At 59.7% G+C, this 19344-nt stretch carries 20 protein-coding genes and 1 pseudogene; 16 read left to right on the forward strand and 5 right to left on the reverse strand.

The annotated features are described in order from the left end of the window. Window positions 1-10: 10 nt before the first annotated feature. From GNF76_RS28050 to GNF76_RS28065, 4 genes are all read left to right on the forward strand, one after another. Complete coding sequence (locus GNF76_RS28050) at window positions 11-1564, forward strand: sugar ABC transporter ATP-binding protein (RefSeq protein WP_155586305.1); 1554 nt, start codon at window positions 11-13, stop codon at window positions 1562-1564. Between the two features lie 61 nt (window positions 1565-1625). Next, the gene (locus GNF76_RS28055; protein ID WP_155586306.1) at window positions 1626-2678 is read left to right on the forward strand and encodes an ABC transporter permease; all 1053 of its coding nucleotides are present in this window, start codon (window positions 1626-1628) and stop codon (window positions 2676-2678) included. A 393-nt stretch (window positions 2679-3071) separates the two neighbouring features. Next, window positions 3072-3476, forward strand: coding sequence for a TraR/DksA family transcriptional regulator (locus GNF76_RS28060; protein WP_010173153.1), 405 nt, complete (start codon window positions 3072-3074; stop codon window positions 3474-3476). 313 nt (window positions 3477-3789) lie between these two features. Beyond that, on the forward strand, window positions 3790-3993 hold the full coding sequence (locus GNF76_RS28065) for a hypothetical protein (protein ID WP_155586307.1): 204 nt from the start codon (window positions 3790-3792) through the stop codon (window positions 3991-3993). Window positions 3994-4059: 66 nt separating this feature from the next. Here GNF76_RS28065 and GNF76_RS28070 read toward each other — a convergent pair whose 3' ends face one another. Both GNF76_RS28070 and GNF76_RS28075 read right to left on the reverse strand, forming a co-directional pair. Further along, entirely contained in the window at window positions 4060-4290 is a 231-nt protein-coding gene (locus GNF76_RS28070) for a hypothetical protein (protein ID WP_178123635.1), read from the reverse strand. Window positions 4291-4401: 111 nt separating this feature from the next. Next, the gene (locus GNF76_RS28075) at window positions 4402-4686 is read right to left on the reverse strand and encodes a hypothetical protein (protein ID WP_178123634.1); all 285 of its coding nucleotides are present in this window, start codon (window positions 4684-4686) and stop codon (window positions 4402-4404) included. A 416-nt stretch (window positions 4687-5102) separates the two neighbouring features. Between GNF76_RS28075 and GNF76_RS28080 the strand changes: the two genes are divergently transcribed. The 3 genes from GNF76_RS28080 (at window position 5103) to GNF76_RS28090 (ending at window position 6892) form a co-directional block, all read left to right on the forward strand. Next, window positions 5103-5552, forward strand: coding sequence for a hypothetical protein (locus GNF76_RS28080; protein WP_155586322.1), 450 nt, complete (start codon window positions 5103-5105; stop codon window positions 5550-5552). Then, on the forward strand, window positions 5552-5749 hold the full coding sequence (locus tag GNF76_RS28085) for a hypothetical protein (protein ID WP_155586309.1): 198 nt from the start codon (window positions 5552-5554) through the stop codon (window positions 5747-5749). The genes GNF76_RS28080 and GNF76_RS28085 overlap by 1 nt, the downstream gene beginning before the upstream one ends. A gap of 126 nt (window positions 5750-5875) precedes the next feature. After that, window positions 5876-6892, forward strand: coding sequence for an ABC transporter substrate-binding protein (locus GNF76_RS28090; RefSeq protein WP_155586310.1), 1017 nt, complete (start codon window positions 5876-5878; stop codon window positions 6890-6892). A 179-nt stretch (window positions 6893-7071) separates the two neighbouring features. On the opposite strand, the gene GNF76_RS28095 is transcribed toward GNF76_RS28090, so the two are convergent. Further along, window positions 7072-9198 (reverse strand): TonB-dependent receptor, encoded by a 2127-nt coding sequence (locus GNF76_RS28095; protein WP_155586311.1) that lies wholly within the window; start codon window positions 9196-9198, stop codon window positions 7072-7074. Window positions 9199-9292: 94 nt separating this feature from the next. Further along, entirely contained in the window at window positions 9293-9682 is a 390-nt protein-coding gene (locus GNF76_RS28100; RefSeq protein WP_155586312.1) for a DUF2946 domain-containing protein, read from the reverse strand. A 93-nt stretch (window positions 9683-9775) separates the two neighbouring features. On the opposite strand from GNF76_RS28100, the gene GNF76_RS28105 reads away from it, so the two are divergent. The 9 genes from GNF76_RS28105 (at window position 9776) to GNF76_RS28145 (ending at window position 18296) form a co-directional block, all read left to right on the forward strand. Further along, the gene (locus GNF76_RS28105; RefSeq protein WP_155586313.1) at window positions 9776-10213 is read left to right on the forward strand and encodes a DUF3995 domain-containing protein; all 438 of its coding nucleotides are present in this window, start codon (window positions 9776-9778) and stop codon (window positions 10211-10213) included. A 132-nt stretch (window positions 10214-10345) separates the two neighbouring features. Further along, on the forward strand, window positions 10346-11749 hold the full coding sequence (locus GNF76_RS28110; protein WP_155586323.1) for an amidase: 1404 nt from the start codon (window positions 10346-10348) through the stop codon (window positions 11747-11749). Window positions 11750-11786: 37 nt separating this feature from the next. Further along, on the forward strand, window positions 11787-12545 hold the full coding sequence (locus GNF76_RS28115; protein ID WP_155586314.1) for a DeoR/GlpR family DNA-binding transcription regulator: 759 nt from the start codon (window positions 11787-11789) through the stop codon (window positions 12543-12545). Next, a complete protein-coding gene (locus tag GNF76_RS28120) occupies window positions 12523-13803 on the forward strand; it encodes a Zn-dependent hydrolase (RefSeq protein ID WP_155586315.1) in 1281 nt (426 codons plus the stop codon). Before GNF76_RS28115 ends, GNF76_RS28120 begins: the two co-directional genes overlap by 23 nt. A gap of 8 nt (window positions 13804-13811) precedes the next feature. Continuing rightward, window positions 13812-14768, forward strand: coding sequence for an aminoglycoside phosphotransferase family protein (locus GNF76_RS28125; protein WP_155586316.1), 957 nt, complete (start codon window positions 13812-13814; stop codon window positions 14766-14768). Beyond that, on the forward strand, window positions 14765-15700 hold the full coding sequence (locus tag GNF76_RS28130; RefSeq protein ID WP_155586317.1) for a choline kinase family protein: 936 nt from the start codon (window positions 14765-14767) through the stop codon (window positions 15698-15700). The genes GNF76_RS28125 and GNF76_RS28130 overlap by 4 nt, the downstream gene beginning before the upstream one ends. 133 nt (window positions 15701-15833) lie before the next feature. Then, entirely contained in the window at window positions 15834-16088 is a 255-nt protein-coding gene (locus GNF76_RS28135) for a hypothetical protein (RefSeq protein ID WP_155586318.1), read from the forward strand. Continuing rightward, window positions 16085-17617, forward strand: a complete 1533-nt coding sequence (locus GNF76_RS28140) for a sodium:solute symporter family protein (RefSeq protein ID WP_155586319.1) — start codon at window positions 16085-16087, stop codon at window positions 17615-17617. Before GNF76_RS28135 ends, GNF76_RS28140 begins: the two co-directional genes overlap by 4 nt. 25 nt (window positions 17618-17642) lie before the next feature. Then, entirely contained in the window at window positions 17643-18296 is a 654-nt protein-coding gene (locus tag GNF76_RS28145; RefSeq protein WP_155586320.1) for an HAD family hydrolase, read from the forward strand. A 117-nt stretch (window positions 18297-18413) separates the two neighbouring features. Here GNF76_RS28145 and GNF76_RS29385 read toward each other — a convergent pair. Beyond that, window positions 18414-19344 (reverse strand): annotated as a pseudogene (locus GNF76_RS29385) (YncE family protein); the annotation flags it as partial.

The following is a 19344-nucleotide window of genomic DNA, read 5'->3' on the forward strand; positions in this document are numbered from 1 at the left end:
AGTACTCGATATGCTCGCTCAAGCCACTGTCTCGCAGCCACCCGGCGTCCAGCCTGCGCTGCTGGAAGAACCCTACCTGCTGGAAATCGTCAACATCAGCAAAGGCTTTCCCGGCGTCGTGGCCCTGGCCGATGTGCAACTGCGGGTGCGCCCCGGTTCCGTGCTGGCGCTGATGGGTGAGAACGGTGCGGGCAAGTCGACGCTGATGAAAATCATCGCCGGCATCTACCAGCCGGACACCGGTGAAATCCGCCTGCGTGGCAAGCCGATTGTGTTTGAAACGCCGCTGGCGGCGCAGAAGGCTGGGATCGCGATGATCCACCAGGAACTCAACCTGATGCCGCACATGAGCATCGCCGAGAACATCTGGATCGGCCGCGAGCAGCTCAATGGCCTGCACATGGTCAACCACCGGGAAATGCATCGCTGCACCGCGCAACTGCTGGAACGCCTGCGCATCAACCTCGATCCGGAGGAGCAGGTCGGCAACCTGAGTATCGCCGAGCGGCAGATGGTGGAGATCGCCAAGGCGGTGTCTTATGACTCCGACATCCTGATCATGGACGAACCCACTTCCGCGATTACCGACAAGGAAGTGGCCCACCTGTTTTCGATCATTGCCGACCTGAAATCCCAGGGCAAAGGCATCATCTATATCACCCACAAAATGAATGAAGTGTTCGCCATCGCCGATGAAGTGGCGGTGTTTCGCGACGGTGCCTATATCGGCCTGCAACGGGCCGACAGCATGAACAGCGACAGCCTGATTTCGATGATGGTGGGCCGCGAACTGAGCCAGCTGTTCCCGGTGCGGGAAAAGCCCATCGGCGATTTGCTGTTGTCGGTGCGCGACTTGCGCCTCGATGGGGTGTTCCAGGGCGTGTCCTTTGACCTGCACGCCGGGGAGATTCTGGGGATCGCCGGGCTTATGGGGTCGGGCCGCACTAACGTCGCGGAAACCATTTTTGGCATCACCCCCAGCAGTGGCGGCGAGATCAAGCTCGATGGCCAGACGGTGCGTATCAGTGACCCGCACATGGCCATCGAAAAGGGCTTCGCGCTGTTGACCGAGGACCGCAAGCTCAGTGGCCTGTTCCCTTGCCTGTCGGTGCTGGAAAACATGGAGATGGCCGTGCTGCCGCACTATTCGGGCAACGGCTTTATCCAGCAGAAAGCCCTGCGGGTGCTGTGTGAAGACATGTGCAAGAAGCTGCGGGTGAAAACCCCGTCCCTTGAACAGTGCATCGACACACTGTCCGGCGGTAATCAGCAAAAGGCCTTGCTCGCCCGCTGGTTGATGACCAACCCGCGTCTGTTGATTCTGGATGAGCCGACCCGTGGCATCGACGTTGGCGCCAAGGCTGAGATTTACCGGTTGATTTCCTACCTGGCCAGCGAAGGCATGGCCGTGATCATGATTTCTTCGGAGCTGCCGGAAGTGCTGGGCATGAGCGACCGGGTAATGGTGATGCACGAAGGCGACCTGATGGGCACCCTGGACCGCGCTGAGGCGACCCAGGAAAAAGTCATGCAACTGGCTTCCGGTATGACGGCGGTCCACTAACGAATAGAAAGCACGGGCCTGAGACAGGGCCTGCGCCACGCGATAAAAAAGGTGAGTGGTTATGAACGCGATACTGGAAAGCAAACCCGAGGAAAAGAAGTCCGAGGAGAAGAAACCCTCCACGGCACCGGTCAAGAGCCGTCGACGGTTCCCGACCGAGTTGAGCATCTTCCTGGTGCTGATCGGCATCGGCCTGGTGTTTGAAGTGTTCGGTTGGATCGTGCGCGATCAGAGCTTCTTGATGAACTCCCAGCGCCTGGTACTGATGATCCTGCAAGTGTCGATCATCGGCCTGCTGGCGATTGGCGTGACCCAGGTGATCATTACCACCGGTATTGACCTGTCTTCAGGCTCGGTGTTGGCGCTGTCGGCAATGATCGCCGCCAGCCTGGCGCAGACGTCCGACTTTTCCCGGGCGGTGTTCCCGTCCCTGACTGACTTGCCGGTGTGGATACCGGTGGCGATGGGGTTGGGTGTCGGGCTGCTGGCGGGTGCGATCAACGGCAGCATCATCGCGGTTACCGGCATTCCACCGTTTATTGCCACCTTGGGCATGATGGTCTCGGCCCGTGGCCTGGCCCGTTATTACACCGAAGGCCAGCCGGTGAGCATGCTGTCGGATTCCTACACCGCTATTGGCCACGGCGCGATGCCGGTGATCATCTTCCTGGTGGTGGCGGTGATTTTCCATATCGCCCTGCGTTATACCAAGTACGGCAAGTACACCTACGCCATCGGCGGCAACATGCAGGCGGCGCGGACCTCGGGGATCAACGTCAAGCGCCACCTGATCATCGTCTACAGCATCGCCGGCTTGCTGGCGGGTTTGGCAGGTGTGGTGGCGTCGGCACGGGCGGCGACCGGGCAGGCCGGGATGGGCATGTCTTATGAGCTGGATGCGATTGCCGCGGCGGTGATCGGCGGTACCAGCCTGGCAGGTGGGGTAGGGCGGATTACCGGTACGGTGATCGGTGCGCTGATCCTCGGGGTGATGGCCAGCGGGTTTACCTTTGTGGGGGTGGATGCGTATATCCAGGACATCATCAAGGGCCTGATCATCGTGGTGGCGGTGGTGATCGACCAGTACCGTAACAAGCGCAAGCTCAAGCGCTGAGTGGCTTTTGTCGTAGCCGCTGTCGAGGTACGAGGCTGCGATGCGGTCCGCAGGAGCGCCCTCAAGGGTCGCTTCGCAACCCATCGCAGCCTCATCCCTCGGCAGCGGCTACAACCGTTTGTCTTCTATATAGCTCCACAGCAGTGAATTTCTTGCTATAAACGCACTCCGATGACCGTTCGCCGAGCCCGTCCTGGTGCCTTTGGGGGTTATCTTGGAAAAATTGCCTGTCATTTCAGTTGCTGAGCCCTCAAGTCGGCCTTAGACTGCCGCCCCTCGTAAATTGAGTGCCGGGTGGCGCTTGGAATGGACGGCGCCTTTCCGAGACCTGCAAGGGTCGGCCGGAACGCTCCCTTATTCGCCTTAATGCACGTATTTTTTATAGAGAAATCAATGACAAAGGAAAAGTTGCTGGCCATGCCGGCGGATGACTACATGAATGCCGAGCAGCACGCTTTTTTCGAGCAGTTGTTGCAAGACATGAAAGTGGAACACCACGAGCGCATTGAACAGAACCGTATCGCCATTGAAAGCCTGGATACCCCGGCTGACCCGGCTGATGCCGCTTCCGTTGAAGAAGAACGCACCTGGCTGGTGAATGCCATCGACCGCGACCAGCGTATGCTGCCGCAACTTGAGCAAGCCCTGGGCCGAATCAAGGAAGACTCCTTCGGCTGGTGCGATGACAGCGGCGAGCCTATCGGCCTCAAGCGCCTGCTGATCAGCCCGACCACCAAGTACTGCATCGAAGCGCAAGAGCGCCACGAGCAAATCGACAAGCATCAGCGCCAAGCTTGATGTGATCAGGTAGGAGCGAGGGCACGCCTGGTGCTCGCTCGCTCCTGCAATAGATTTCGTCCGTTTAAAGCTCACGCTGCCACTTCTGAAAAATCCCACAGTCAGCGCACCGCTATCTGAGGCTGTCGATACCTTCGGCGAGTCGACTCGCGATCTGTCCTACATCCTTTCTCATGACGTCCTGTCAGCCGCTGGCGAAGATTGTTACGGGTTATGCAATGCAGCTATTCCGGGGATAGCTTTTTCCTACTGGAGGAAACCAGTAGGATGGCCAATATTGTTAGGTAGCTAACTAACTCCCTGGAGAATCTCCATGCAAAGCAAAGTCGATGTGGCCGTGATGATTGGCAGTGGTGTACCGGCTACCCTGCGTGCGCTGGGTCAGAAAGCCTGTTGGGTGGTGCTGCTCAATGGTGAGCAGCGCGGTACTGCCTTCGCCAGTCGTGATGAGGCCGAAGAATGCAAGGCCGCCTGGCAGGCGTTGCTTCAAATGGAGCAGTCAGACAGCTTGCATTGAAGACGGGTTGGGTGGGGCGGGCGTTGGTTCAGTTCGTCCAGCGCGATCGCCGAATTGGCATCTTGATCAGGACGTCAGTGCCCCGGAGTCGACGGCGGTCTTGAGCGCCTTGGCGGCATCTTTGGCAGCGGTATCGGCCGCGTCTACGGTTTTGAACCAGCGATCCTTTTCCACCTGGTGAGTCGTGACGGTAGTCAGCGGTGCTTTGGCACGCATCACAATCACGGCCTGGAACTCACCGTCTACCTCCCTGGCTTCGCCATGGATGAAAAACTCGCCTATATCAAATTCCGTCACGTAAAGCCTTCCCTTGGAGGTAATTGCGCTGATGAAACCGTGCCCCATGGGGGGCAGGTTTCAGTGGACGGATGAGTATGGCAGTTGTTGTGCTCGGGTGGCGCAGTAAAGTCATCGATGTGACGAAACGACCACGTTGGCGTTCAACGCGTAGAGGGTAATTTCCAATTCCTTGGCCAGGGCGCAAGCCTGGTTATGGTCACTGCGAAAGCCTTTGATGCGGCCACTGGGCACTTCCAGGATATGAAAGAAGTTCTTGCCGGCGGGCACGACGCGATAAAGCACCGAATGCAGGCACCCGCCTTCGGCGTACAAGTTGTAGAATGGCCTCGGGTTCAGGCTGGATGGGCCCGTATGGGACAGCGCAGCGTCGCGTTGCGGTTGGAGTAGTGGCATCGTCAGCTCCCGTCGATCAGTCGTGTTGACCCGCTTGCAGTATTTCGAGTGGTTTTGACCCGTGTTGCTGTTTTAGTATTGTCGTCAGCATCCGGCGACTGGTTCCATTCAATGGATGTCCTTTTGTATGGGCTGTCGGAATTCTTCTTTTTAAATGGGTTATTCTCTGAAGCGGGTCTGCCGGTATTCTCTGGTGGTTGAACCTGTGATTTCCTGCTACGCCTGACGACCTTGCACAAGGTGCGTTGGGCGTGCCTGTACTAGGCTTGCGGTGCAGCAGTGGGGATCGTCTTCAGTTTTTTCAGTGTTCTTGTTGTGTGATCGTGCCGAATCGGCCGCTTTTTCGTGCTGCGCGCTTGGGCGGGCAGTACCTTTTTTGATGTGGGGGCGTTTCCTTGGCAGTCAGTAATCTGGATATGCACGCGCTGTTTGTGCTGGGTGATTTGCGTGCAAAGTTGGTCAAGCAGTTTCAATCTCGTTTTGTCTACATCACTGAGCAGACGCCTGAAGGCATTTACATCGCCGAACTCGATACCGAAACGGCAATGGTGGTCGATGACAAACAGCATCTGGAACTCAAAGTAGGCGATCATTTTCGCGCCGCCGTACTGCCCAGTCGCGAAGGTGGGAAGTTCGAGCTGAAGTTTCGTGAGATCAAGTTGACGGTCTATGGCCTGGGCGACTACGCCTTTGTTTCCACGGACGAAGGCCAGGGCATCGTGTTCAAGGAAGGCCACAGCGTCATGCTGGTATTCGCGGCCAATGAGCAGCTCCAGGAAGGCCTGACCAAAACCCTGAAAGCCGTGACCGGCAAGGCCGCCAAATGGCGCAAGGGTGAACTCGTGACCTTCAAGGCCAGTGAGTAATGAGCCTGGATCGGGCGCAGTTCCATCAGCAGCATCTCGCGGATGCCCAGGCCAAGGCAGCCGAACTGTTTGCCCGCAAACCCGAGTTGCAAGGCGCCTGGCTGAGCTGGGTGGCCAGTCAGTTGTATGAGCTTCGTCCCGCCGAGTACGCCAGCATGGTGCGTCGGGAACTGCAGCACTTGCAGAGCCCTCCCTGAAATGGGCGAGGTATCGTGTTTACCGGAACCTCTACTACAGTTGAGTTGACTTAAGTATTCAGAGGCTTTTGCGGTGTGACAGCAAAGCCGTCCGCTATTGCTGTGTCAAACACGAGGTGCAAAGCCATGAAAGGATTTCGAGCGCTGCTGGTCGCGTCCCTGACGACCTTGGGTCTGACGACGGCCCCGCTGCCGGTATTGGCTGCCCAGGCGCCGATTCATTTTGCTGACCTGAACTGGGAAAGTGGCAGCCTGATCACCGAGGTCTTGCGGCTGATCGTCGAAAAAGGCTACGACTTGCCCACCGACACCTTGCCCGGCACCACCATCACCCTGGAAACCGCCTTGGCCAAAAATGACATCCAGGTGATTGGTGAAGAATGGGCCGGTCGCAGCCCGGTGTGGATCAAGGCCGAAGCCGAAGGCAAAGTGCTGGGCCTGGGGGATATCGTCAAGGGTGCCACTGAAGGCTGGTGGGTTCCGGAATATGTCGTCAAAGGTGACCCGGCTAAAGGGATCAAGCCCTTGGCTCCGGACCTGCACAGCGTGACGGACCTGGCGCGTTACAAGGACGTGTTCAAGGACCCGGAAGCACCGAGCAAGGGCCGCTTTCTCAACAGCCCGATTGGCTGGACCTCGGAAATCGTCAACAAACAGAAGCTCAAGGCTTATGGGCTTGACGACAGTTATGTGAACTTTCGCAGTGGCTCGGGCGCCGCGCTGGATGCCGAGATTGCCTCGTCGATCCGCCGTGGCAAGCCGGTCCTGTTTTACTACTGGTCGCCTACACCGTTGATGGGCCGCTACAAGCTGATCCAGTTGCAAGAGCCACCGTTCGACGCCGACGCGTGGAAAACCCTGACCGATGCCGACAACCCCAACCCAAAACCGACCCGTTCCCTGGCGTCCAAGTTGAGCATCGGGGTGTCGGCGCCGTTCCAGAAGGAACATCCGCAGATCACCGCCTTCTTTACCAAGGTTGATTTCCCGATCGAACCGCTGAACCAGGCCCTGGCCGAGATGAGCGAAAAACACACGCCGCCGCGTGAAGTGGCGCAGGCCTTTCTCAAGGCTCATCCCGACGTCTGGAAAGCCTGGCTGACGGACGATGTGGCGCAGAAAGTTGAAGCGGGCCTGAAATAACACCCCAGCCTGTAGCCGCTGCCGAGGCACGAGGCTGCGATGCGTGTCCGCAGGACCGCTCTGGGGAGCGCTACGTCGGGATGCCGCACCAAGCCCATCGCAGCCTCATTCTTCGGCAGCGGCTACAACCGCTTCTGCGAGCAAGTCGAATCGTCGCACCGTCGCTCTCACATCCAGCGTTAGAACCGGGTCTGCACCGCTACCTCAAACGTCCTCGGCGACCCCAGATAATACGCCGGCGACACATGGGCAAACTCGGCATACACCTCATTGGTCAGGTTGCGCACGCGGCCGGTCACGGAGGTGTGCTGATCCACCTTGTACTTCAGAAACGTCCCGAACAAGGTGTAGGCCGGCACCGTCATTGTGTTGGCATTGTCGGCATACACTGACGCCACATACCGCGCATCCACACCGCCCTGCCAGTCCGGCGAGAAGTCATAGGTCAGCCACAGATTACCCACCCGTTTCGGCACGTTGGTCGGGGTGTTGCCCTTGCGTGATACCACCGCGCCGCTGGCGATCTTCTCATTGAAATCATCGTACTCGGCATCAACCCAGGCGAAGTTGCCTTCGGCCAGCAGCTTGGGCGTGATCCGTAACGAACTGGCCAGCTCGATACCCTTGGACGTCTGCGCGCCTACCGGAATGCTGCGGGTCGGGTCCAGCGGATCGGTCACGGCAAAGTCCTTGCGCTCGATCTTGTAGGCCGCCACGGTGGCCGAACCTTTGCCGTCCAGGTAGTCGAACTTGCTGCCGACTTCCCACTGCTTGCCGGTGGACACATCGAACACCTGGGTGGTGCTCGACGGCTGTTCGGCGGCGGTGCTGTATTGCACGTAGACATTGGCCGACGGAATGAACTGATAGGTCAGGCCAACCCGCCCGGTAACCGGCTCCCAGCTACGCTTGACGTGCCGAGGGTTGCTGGCTGTCACCTCGCGGTGGTTGGTCACGTCCAGGTCAATGGCGTCGTAACGCAGGCCGGTGAGCAGCGACAGCTTATCGGTCAGCCCCAGGCGGTTTTCCACGAACAACGCCTTGGTGGTCACTTCGTTGGTCTTGTCCTTGATAAACCCGGGCTTGGTGCCGGGAATGTCATAGAAGTGCCCTGGATCATAGCTGTTCGGGTTCACGCTGCTGTTGCCCGGCACATTCAGCGGGTTGTTGGTGGTGCTGTTGACCTTGTACTCGAAACCACCGGACCAGGTGGTGGCGAGGCCAAAGAAGGTGTCTTCGTGGCGCAGCTCGAACTGGTTACCGTTCTGCTGGCCTTGATGGCGCACTTGATACGCGGTTGAGCGGTTCACCGCGCTGTTGTCGGCGTTGTACTGGTACGTCTCCAGGTTGCGATAGTCGCGTTGGCTGTCCAGGTGATAGAGGGTATTGCGCAGGCTGGTGCTGTCGTTGATCCGGTAGTCGATGATCGAGCGCACCCAAATTGTGCGTTGCTCGTAGCGACCGTCGGCGACGTTGTAGTTATTGAAGCGGTTGTGTTTGTCGATCTTCAACTCGCCGGCCTTGGGGTTGAGTACCGGCGTGCCCCAATAAGGGCTGTCTTCGTGTTCGTCCTGGTATTCCAGGGCCAGTGTGTGGGACAGGTCAGGCGTGAAATCGCTGAGCAGCGAAAAGGCCACGCTCCAGGCATCGCGTTGCTGGCGATCGATGTAAGTGTGGTTGGTGTTGCGGCTCACATCCAGGCGCGCGTAATGCTGGACCTCGGCGCCAGGCTCGGTCAGCGCATGGTTGAGGCCGAAGGCAATACCGGTGGTGTCGTAGCTGCCATAGGTGAGCTGGCCTTCGGCAGCGTGTTCTTCACGGGTGGCCAGCTTGGTCACGTAGTTCAACGAGCCACCCACGGAGCCGGCGCCGTTGATCAGGGAGGAGGGGCCGCCTACCAGTTCCACCCGGTCATAGATCCAGGCATCCACCGGCCGTGCCAGACCGCCGGAGACGGCGACGCCGTTGAACATCTGGGTGATCTGGCTGCTGGTGAAGCCGCGATAGGAGACGAACCCGCCAAACCCCGGCGGCGCACTGGCGTTGACACCCGGCAGTGTGTTGGCCGCTTCGCGGAAGGTCCTGGCGCCACGGCGTTCGATATCGTTGCGGTTGGCAATGCTGATGGACGCCGGGGTTTCCCGCACGCTCAGCCCCAGGCGCGAGGCCATGCCGCTGGACTGATCCAGTGCCAGGCCTGGCTCGGCGGTTTGCTCGCCATCAATCGTGGTGGGTGCCAGCTCAATGGCCCAGGCGCTGACAGGCAGGCAGCCGAACAGGCCCGCCAACAGAGGTAAATGTTTCATCGGTACATCCTGAAAAACGTGGCTTGAAAGCAACGCACAGCCGCCCGTACTCCCAAAGGAAACGGTGTTCCGTGCAGATCAGAAAGCGCAGGTATCAGGCGTAGGCGGGTGGCGCGCGCGGGTTGGCCGCAGGCCAGGTGAAGCGGGCAGGAATGTCAGGACTGGCAACGATAGCCGCCGGTGGCGCGTGGGGTTGTGGCAAGACCGCCACGTTGAGGCTGGAGTTGAGCGCCGGGCCCATGCCGCCACTGGAGCACAGCGGGCAGCCGAAGGCCTTGGACAGCGTCGGCAGGGATTCATCGGTGGAGTTGGTCGGAGCCGGCGCCTGGGTGCGCGGGTCTACCGTACAGAACTGGCCGCCGATGCCGTTGAGCTGCATCCCGACCATCTGCCCGTGACCAATGCTGCAGGCGAACACATTGAACAGGACGCAGCAATAAAGCATCCAGGCAATGAGCGAGCGGTCGGTCCGGGCGAGTTTCATGGGGCGGCACTTTACCATCAGTCGCCGACGAATGACCTGCAAAAAATCTCAGGGGGACTATCCTCTTTCCCACTTTTTCAGGGATATCCAGCCATGAGCTTTGTGATTGCGCGGTGGATCGTGGCAGCGTTTGCCTTTATCAGCATGGTGCATTTGTACTGGGCGGCGGGTGGCAAGCTGGGGAGCACGGCGGCCATTCCGCAGCTGCCCGGCGAGTTCGCCAGAGGGCCGCGACCGGCATTCAAACCCTCGACGCTGGGCACACTTCTGGTGGCGGTGGGGCTGGTGCTGATTGCATTACTGGTGTGTTTGCGGGCGGGGTTGTACTTCGAGCCGGTTTCCAATGGTGCGTTGCAGTGGGGCATCAGCGCGGTTGCCTTGGTGATGTTTGCCAGGGCGATTGGGGATTCGGAGCTGGTGGGTTTTTTCAAGAAGGTGAGTGGGTCGAAGTTTGCACGGTTGGATACGCTGTTCTATTCGCCGCTGTGCCTGGCATTGGGAGCGGGCCTGCTGGTGGTGGCGTGGGGGTAAGTCCACAAAGGCCACATATCCAACAAAACCAACTTGACATCATCGACATCCCTGGCGTTTATTGGCATACGGCTGGACTCTTTCGCTGATGCCCAAGGATGCTCAATGAAATCTGACCCCTCACTGACTGTCATGCCCAGCGTGACTGGCGCCGCCGAACGTATTCGGCAGGGCTCATTAACCCCGCTGCACCTGGTTGAGCAATGCCTGGCCGCCATCGAAGCCCACAATTCCACACTGCATGCCTTTGGTGATATCTACGCCGAGTCCGCCCTGGATCAAGCGCGTACCTTGACGGCAGAAGCCAGGGCTGGGCAGGTGCGCGGTCCGCTTCATGGCGTGCCATTTGGGATCAAGGATCTGTTTTCCACCGCCGGCCTGCGTACTACCCGTGGCTCATTGACCGGGCTGGACAATGTGCCCACCCAGGACGCTCCGATCATTCGTCGGCTCAAGGAGGCGGGCGCGATCATCCTTGGCAAGACCGCCACCACCGAGTTCGGCTGGACCGGTGCCAGTACCTCCCGGGTGTTCGGTAATGGCCGCAACCCCTGGAACCCACAGCTCACCAGCGGCGGTTCCAGCTCCGGCTCGGCCATTGCCGTGTCGGCGCGCATGGTCCCGGGCAGCCTGGGTTCCGATGGCGGTGGTTCGGTGCGGATTCCGGCTGCATTCTGCGGTGCGTTTGCCTTGAAAGGCTCTCTGGGGCGCATTCCGACTTGGCCTTGGTCGGCTACCGAAATGCTCAGCCACGCCGGGCCTATCACGCGAACGGTGCGCGACAGCGCATTACTGTTCGATATCCTTTCCGGCCCTGATCCCCTGGATCACCAGGCGCTGCCGGCGCCGACTGAATCCTGTCTGGCCCGGTGTGACCAACCGCTGAAGCCACTCAAAGTGGCGTACTGCCCGACGCTGTTTGATACACCGGTCGACCCGGTGATTGCTTCCACGGTCGAGGCCGCTATCTGCAACCTGGCAGAGCAACTTCCGGTCACCGTCACCCGCTTGACCCTGGACTGGCAAGACCCGCTGTCTACCTTCGAGACCCTGTGGGTGGGTGGGCGCGGTATTGCATACGGCAAAGCCCTGGCTGACCGCCTGGACCAACTGGATCCCGGTTTCGCCACGCTGATCAAGCGCTCCGCCGATTACGACCTGGGGGGTTACCTCAACGCTGTCCAGCAGCGCGCGTCATTCGCCAATCAGGTACATGCCCTGTTTGCCGATTACGACTTGCTGCTGATGCCAACGCTGCCGATCCTGCCGTTCGCTGCCGACCAGGTCGCCCCTGAGGGCTGGCCCGGCGCGGAGGGTGCTGTGCCTTGGGCCCGTTGGACGCCCTTTACCTATCCGTTCAATATCACCGGCAACCCCGCCGCCAGCCTGCCGTGTGGCTGGAGCCCGAGTGGTTTGCCGATTGGTTTGCAGGTGGTCGGCCCGCGTTTCACCGATGCTCTGGTGCTGCAATTCTGCGCAGCCGTTGAAGCCATTGCACCTTGGGACCAGCATCTTCCACCCTTGCTGACCCCCTGATCAGGGCCACCCGAACCCGCCTTGGAATGCCCCATTTATGCTTAACCAGCCTCGTCTCGACGAAATCATGCTCTTGCTCACCCAACACCAGCGCGTCAAGGCGTCGGACCTGGCGCACGCATTGTTTGTCTCGGAAGAAACCATCCGCCGTGACTTCAAGTACCTGGAGGAGGCGGGCAAGCTGCGGCGTATCCACGGCGGGGCAATCCTGCCCCGGCTCAACGAAGAACAGCCGCTGCAAGTACGCAGCCGCATCAAGACACAGGCCAAGACCCGTATCGCAGTACGGGCTGCGAAACTGGTGACTGAAGGCATGGTGCTGTTTCTCGACACCGGTACCTCGACCCTGGCGGTAGCGCAGCAACTGATCGGTTTCAGCCGGTTGCGCATCATCACCAACTCCCTGGACATCGCCCGCGTGATCACCGAGCAAAGTGCCAACCAGGTACTGGTGGTGCCAGGGGATGTACGGCGCAATGACAACGCACTGATCGGTGCCCACACCCTGGAGTTTGTCCGCCAGTTTCACTATGACATCGCCTTCATGGGGATTGGCGGGGTTGATCTGGAACTGGGCTTCACGGACTACGAGGAGCCCGAGGCGCTGCTGCGCCGTGTGCTGACCAAACACTCCCTGCGCAGTGTGATCCTGGCCGACGACGCCAAGTTCGGGCATCGCACTTTTATCAATACGCTGGCGTTCGATGCGATCACGACTCTGGTCACCAATCGCCCGTTGTCCGACGATTTTTCGGCCCGTCTGGAGCAAGCTCATGTCGATATCCTTTACCCCTGAACTGCTAACGCCCAGTGAACAGGACATCGCCTCGTTCGAGGCGTTGTTCCGGCACAGCTCGGCGATTGGCGCGACGCCGGCCGGAGGCTTGCATCGCCTCGCAGCGTCGGTCGAGGACGGCGCCGTGCGCGACCTGTTCGCCACCTGGCTGACCGAACGTGGCTTTGAAGTGCGGGTGGACGCCGTGGGCAACATGTTCGGCTTGATTACTTTTAACCCCGATGCACCTTATGTGCTGTGCGGCTCGCACTTGGACAGCCAGCCCAGCGCCGGTCGTTTTGACGGGGTCTACGGCGTGTTGGCCGGTGCGGTGGCGGTAGCCAGCCTGGCTCGACAACTGCGCGAGCGCGGTGAAGTGCCGCCGTGCAATCTGGCGGTGGTGAACTGGACCAATGAGGAGGGCGCCCGCTTTCAGCCCAGCCTGATTGGCAGCAGCGTATTCACCGGCGACCTGGCACTGCAAGACGCCTGGGCCTGCCGCGACGGTGATGGCATCAGCCTCAAGCAGGCCCTGCAACAGATCGGCTACCTGGGCGCCGGCCGGGTCGAGCTGGAGATCGCCGGTTATGTGGAAATCCACGTCGAGCAGGGCGACGGGCTTGAGCGTGATGGCTTGGCCATTGGTGTGGTCCGCGACACGTGGGCCGCCCTCAAACAACGGATTCGCTTTATCGGTGAACAAAACCACACCGGGCCCACCCCCATGGTTGCCCGTAAGGACGCCTTGCTGGCCGCTGCCCATGCCATTACTGCCGTGCGCGCCGAGGCGGATCTGCATGGGCCGCAATTGCACAGTTCTGTGGGGCGCCTGGAGATTTATCCCAACTCGCCCAACGTGGTGCCGTCTCGCGTCACTTTGCATGTGGAGTACCGCTCGCCCGATACCGAGCTACTGGCCGCAGCCGGTGATCGTCTGGACGCCAGCCTCAAGGCCGTCGCGGCTGACACATCGACGTCTTACGAGGTGGAAAGCCATGCCCTGCGTGAGTCGACGCACATGCACCATGGTTTCGCGGAACTGGCCTACAGTGTCGGGCAGCAACTGGGATTACCCATTGGCAACAGCGTGACGGTTTCCGGCCACGACGCCATCAGCCTGAGTCGGCATTACCCGGTCTGCCTGCTGTTTATTCCCAGCAGCAACGGTGTGTCCCATAACGAAGCGGAGTTCACCAGCGACCAGGACATGCGCAACGGTTTGCGCATGCTGACCGCGTTGCTTTACCGCGCCTGTTCAACCCCAAACGCCTATCGCTGAGGTGAGCCATGTCGAGCCGTTCACAAGCAATGTCACGACTGCTGGGTGCCTTGGAGGCAGCCGGTCTGTCAGCCAAGGTGGTGATTGAGGAGGGCACGGCCGGGATTGCCTCGCCCGTGCGGTTGGCTACCGAGTGGACTGGCTTCACGGTCAGCGCTCCCTGGGGCCAGTGCTACGCCAAGGTCCTGCATGACGATATGCGGGCGCTGATCGACATCGAACGGACCGCCCGCGCCACGCAGTTGGCGGCGGATTGCGACGTGACACCGGGCGTGCGCCTGGTGGATGCTGCGGCCGGGGTATTGCTGCTGGACGCATTGCCGGCCAACGAGTGGCGCTGGGCGCGGCTCGATGAATTGATGCAACCCCAGCGCCTGCAAGCGCTGTGGAACTTGAAGAAGCAACTGCACGCCGGTACCTCGCCGGGGTTCACGCGCTCACCGTTACAGGACATCCAGCACCTGCGGGAACTGTGTGCCCGCGATGGCGTGGTCTTGCCGGTGGATCACGCCTGGATCAGCACCTGCATCGACCTGGCCTGGACCGCCCTGCAATTTACTGCCAGCCCCTCAGTGCCGCTGCACGGAGATGGTGTGGCCAGTAACGTGCTGATCGGCCCGGACGGTGCTCTGCAACTGATCGACTTCGATTACGGTGGCTGTTTCGATCCCTGGTATGACGTGGCCATCAGCCTCAATGAACTGTATTCATTTGAAGCGCAATGGCGCGAAGGTATCACCGCTTGGGCCGGTCACTGCCGGGAAAGCGACTACGCCCGCTGTCGACTGTACGCCTTGATCAATGATTGGTACTGGACCCTTTGGGGCCTGTGGGTCGGCGCCACCTCAGTGCGGCCGCTGGAGTTTTCCAAGGTCGGGCAGTGGACATTGTTGCGCTGCAGGCAAAGCCTGCAAGACCCACGGTTCGAAGGTTGGCTGCGTCAGGTGCAGGAGGGGCAAGGATGAAAGCATTAGGTGAGGGCTGCACGCCCCAGGAGCGTCAGTTGGAGGCGGCGGTGCGCGGCGTCGCCGGCTGGGGCGGCAATGGTATTCGTTACGAGCCGGTCAGTGGCGGGATTTCCAACAGCAACTGGCGGGTGGAAGTGGCCGGGGCAGACACCGCGTATTTTTTCAAGATTCCCGGTGTGGGCACCGAAATGTTTATCGACCGTCGCACCGCCCATGACGCCAGCGTCAAGGCCGCGCAGACCGGTTTCGGCGCACCGGTGTTTGCCTTCCTCGAAGAGTTCGGCGTGGAAGTATTCGAGTTCATGGAAGGTTGGCGCGCCTCGTCCAACCACGACTTCCTCGACCGCGACATACGCCACAATGCGCTGCATGCGCTGAAGGCCTTCAACGACCAGCCGCCGCTGGTGCAGACCAAGACGGTGTTCGACATGATTGCCGAGCACCAGCGTCAGGTTGAAGAACTCAACGGCTGCAAACCCGCCGACGATGCCTGGTTACGCCGTCAGAGTGATCGTGCACGTGGCGTGTTGCAGGCCTCCGGTATCGACCTGGCGCCGTGCATGAATGACACCCTGGCGGGTAATTTCATGCTTAACGACCGTCGGCAGATTCGCCTGGTGGACTTCGAGTACGCCTCCAACAACGACCGTCATTACGAGCTGGCCCTGTGGTTCGGCGAGATGTTTTTCACCGACGAGATGGAGCTGGCGCTGATCGAGGATTACTTCGGCCAGGTGACCTCGCAAAACCTGGCGCGGATCAAACTGCACAAGGCCCTGGCGGACATCAAGTGGTCGACCTGGGCGATGGTTCAGCACGCGGTGTCGCAACTGGATTTCGACTTCTACAAATACGGCACCTGGAAGCACATGCGGGCTCGCAGCATCATCAACGATTCACAATGGGAAACCTGGCTGAGACAGGCTTGAGCCTGCGGCCTAGAACAATAAATGCATTGAAAAGTAGTCACTTTGGCGCTGGTTGGCGCTCACGTTTTCACTGCTTGATTTTTGTTTGATCACACAACAATCCGATCCAGAAATTCAAGGAGCACACGACGTCATGAAAACCGATACCGCACCCCCTGGACGCCTGAAGCGCCAACTCTTCGGCGTGTATTTCTTCCTGTTGCTGATGCTGGCGTTATTTCCGCCGCTCTACTTGAGTGTCAGCGGCAGTACCGCGCTGGTCCTGGGTATTCCATTGCCGATCTTCTACTGGATCGCCATTGCCGTGCTTGCCGGCCTCGGCCTGTGGGCGTTGTATCTCGCCGAGCTGGCAGCGGGCGAACTGCCGGAAGAGGGGGAGGGGCAATGATCAGTACTGCCACCGACGCCAACCTCTACATCACCTTCGGCATCATCGGCGTGTTCCTGGCCGGGATGATCGCCGTGCTGTACGCCACCAACCGCGAGAGCACCAGCTTTTCTGATTACGCTGTAGGCGGGCGCTCCTATGGGCCGTGGTACATCGCCATGTGTTACACCAACTCGTGGTGGCCGGGCTCGACCTTTACCGCATTTTTTGCCCTGAGTATCGGCGGTGTCCTGGGCTTCTACGGCATGGTCTATGCCACCCTCGGCGTCACCGCCATGTACCTGATGGCCCGCCGTGCCTGGACCTGGGGCCAGCGCTTCAACCTGCGCACCCAACCGGACTTGCTCGGCATGCGCTTCAATAGCCCGGCGGTCAAACGCGTGGCCTCGATCATCGGCATCATCTCGGTGTTCCCGTGGGTGGTGATGGGGATCCAGGCCTTGGCGATGTTGTTTCAATTCGCCAGTTTTGGCCGTTGGGGCGTGACCACCTGCCTGCTGGCCGGCGTCGGGGTGGTGCTGGTGCGCCAGTACTGGACCGTGAGCATGGGCATGCGCGGGCTGATCATGACTGACATGTTCCAGGGCTTGATTGCCTATGTGCTGTGTGCGGCACTGTGTGTGTTCCTGCTGTTTGGCGACCAGGCGTCGTTCTCCAACCTGTCCCATTTGCCGGCCAAGATGCTGCTGGTCCCTGGCGACAGTGGCACCGGCTACGGCCCGCTGTACATGTTCAGCCTGATTTTCACCGGGGTCATCGGCTCGATGTGCTGGCCCATGAGCTTCCAGCGCATCTACACCGCCAGCGGCGTGCGGGCGGTGAAGAAGGGCACGCTCTACACCATTTTGTTGGTGGGCGGTTTCTACGGAATCCTGATGCTGTTCGCCGCTGCCATCAGCCAAGACCCCAACGTACTGGCGAACCCGCAACAAGGCTGGTTCCTGTCGCTGTTCGACATCGGCGGGCCGTGGTTACTGGCGCTGGCCATCGTCATCGTCCTGGCGGCGAGCATTGGTCATGTGGATGGTTGCGTGCAGGTGTGCGGCACTCAGTTCGCCAATGACCTGGCTACTTGGAACACCCCACGTACCGATCGGCAACTGACCTTGCTGGCCAAGTCGGGAATGGTGGTGTTTATCGTCGCCGCTTCCATCCTGGCCTACCTGACCTTCGACTACTCGCGGTTGCAGCTGCTGGCGCAGATTTCCTACCAGGGCATCATCCAATTGGCAGTACCGCTGTTCTTCGGGATCTTCAGTCGCCGTGGCAACAAGGAAGGCGCGATTACCGGGATGCTCGCGGGGATCGTGGTGGCGATTGTGCTGACGACGATGTACCCGGATGACATCCCCGGCCTGGGCTCGTTGACCAGTGGGATCGTCGGGTTGGTAGTCAATGCCGTGATCTTCGTGGTGTGTGCGTGGGCGATCAAACCTAGCCCGGCGGAAAGCGCGCGGGTGCAGAACCTGTTCGACATAGCGGCACCCGGACGCAAGGCCCCAGCGGGCGCCACGCCGGTGATGAATTGAAAATAAACAACACAATGGGTATCACATGGCACTGGCACTGTTCGACTTGGATGAGACCCTGATCAAGGGTGACAGCTCAACCCTGTGGAGCCGGGAAATGGTCCGCCTGGGTTGGGTCGATGGTGCGTTGTTCATGGAGCAGGACACGCAATTGATGAGCGCCTACTCCGACGGCAAGTTGGTGATGGAGGACTATATGGCCTTCAGCCTGGTGCCCATGGCCGGGCGCCGGGAGAGTGAGGTGGCCGCGTGTGTGGCAGATTTTATCCGACGGGTCATTGCCCCGGCGGTGTACCAGGAGGCTCGCAAGACTATCGACACCCACCGCGCCATTGGCGACCGATTGCTGGTGATTTCAGCGTCCGGTGCCCATTTGGTCAAACCCATCGCTGCGTACCTGGGTATCGATGACGTGCTGGCCATCGACCTGGAAACCGAAAGAGGCTGCTTCAGTGGCTGTACCCAAGGCGTGCTGACCTACCGTGAAGGCAAGGTCACACGTTTGATGGAGTGGTTGCAGGCTGAGGGCGAGAGCTTGGAAGGGGCGAGTTTCTATTCCGACTCGCGCAACGACTTGCCGCTGCTGAGCCAGGTCAGCCAGCCGTATACGGTGAACCCGGATCCGGTGTTGCGGGCTCATGCGCAGGCGGCGGGTTGGCCGGTGTTGAGTTGGGGGTAGTTGTGGTGCTGGTCATTCCCATTAGTGTGGGAACGATCAAAAAACTGTGGGTTACAAAAAACGGGACTGAATAAATCTGTCCCGTTTTTTGCTGCTCAATTCAAACACCTTGGACAATCATGGCTGCAGACACCAGGCCCACATGATTGTGCCTCTATGGACGCACCGGACTTGATTGGGCTTTATGACCTCCCAATGTACGCCTGTCAGGGAATCACATCCTTCCTCCACGCATAACCAGTAGTAGGCGTCAGGGGGCACCGGAATAGGCCAGCCATATGCATCCCCCATCAGTCGTATTCCATCAGCAAAGTAGATGCCTTGAGAACCTGGCAATGTTTTTCTCCAAGCGACCGCTTGAGCCCAATTGAGACCACTATCGTACTCGCGCAATTGCCACACATTACTGACGACCACCGGATACGAAACAACATTGCCGGCGCTATCCTTCACATCTATAAACGTGCTGCCATTGCTCATGCCCGTTACTTTGCCCCCGGTCGCTGTCACTGAAACCTCCGTGGACCGAGAGCTATAGGTGTAAGGAGGTACTCCGCCTGTGACAGTGCGCGTTTGCGCGTTACCCGAATAGTCTCCGCTTCGTATCCAATTCCATCTAGCAGGTACAGTAATAGCCCGCCCATTCAAGTTCATCACCGACTGATCGATCTGCAACGCGTGTACCACGGTGTACGTCGTGATTGGAAAGATCACCACTCTCCCTGGGTCCTGACTGCCATCAAACGTGACCTGGCATTTCACCTCAATCCGGGTATTGTTTGGCAACCCCGCCAACCAGCTACGCAGCGGCTCGTTTTTTGCCAGACCGCTCTGCGCCTCCGATGCGGAGATTGGGTAGTCATAAAACAAAGGGGTGTAGGTCTGGCCGGGGACTTCAACCACCAGCCACACTCGCTGCCCAGTTACACTCAAGCGCCATTTAGCCAATGTTGTCCGGGCATTACCGGTGAAGGTGTTAAGGTCCAATATCTGACCACTGGCAAGCCCGTTGATCAACGGCTGCGGCAAGTTGGCGGCCGCGATCGTA

This window comes from Pseudomonas spelaei, from assembly GCF_009724245.1.
In the GTDB taxonomy this organism is placed as follows: Bacteria; Pseudomonadota; Gammaproteobacteria; order Pseudomonadales; family Pseudomonadaceae; genus Aquipseudomonas; species Aquipseudomonas spelaei.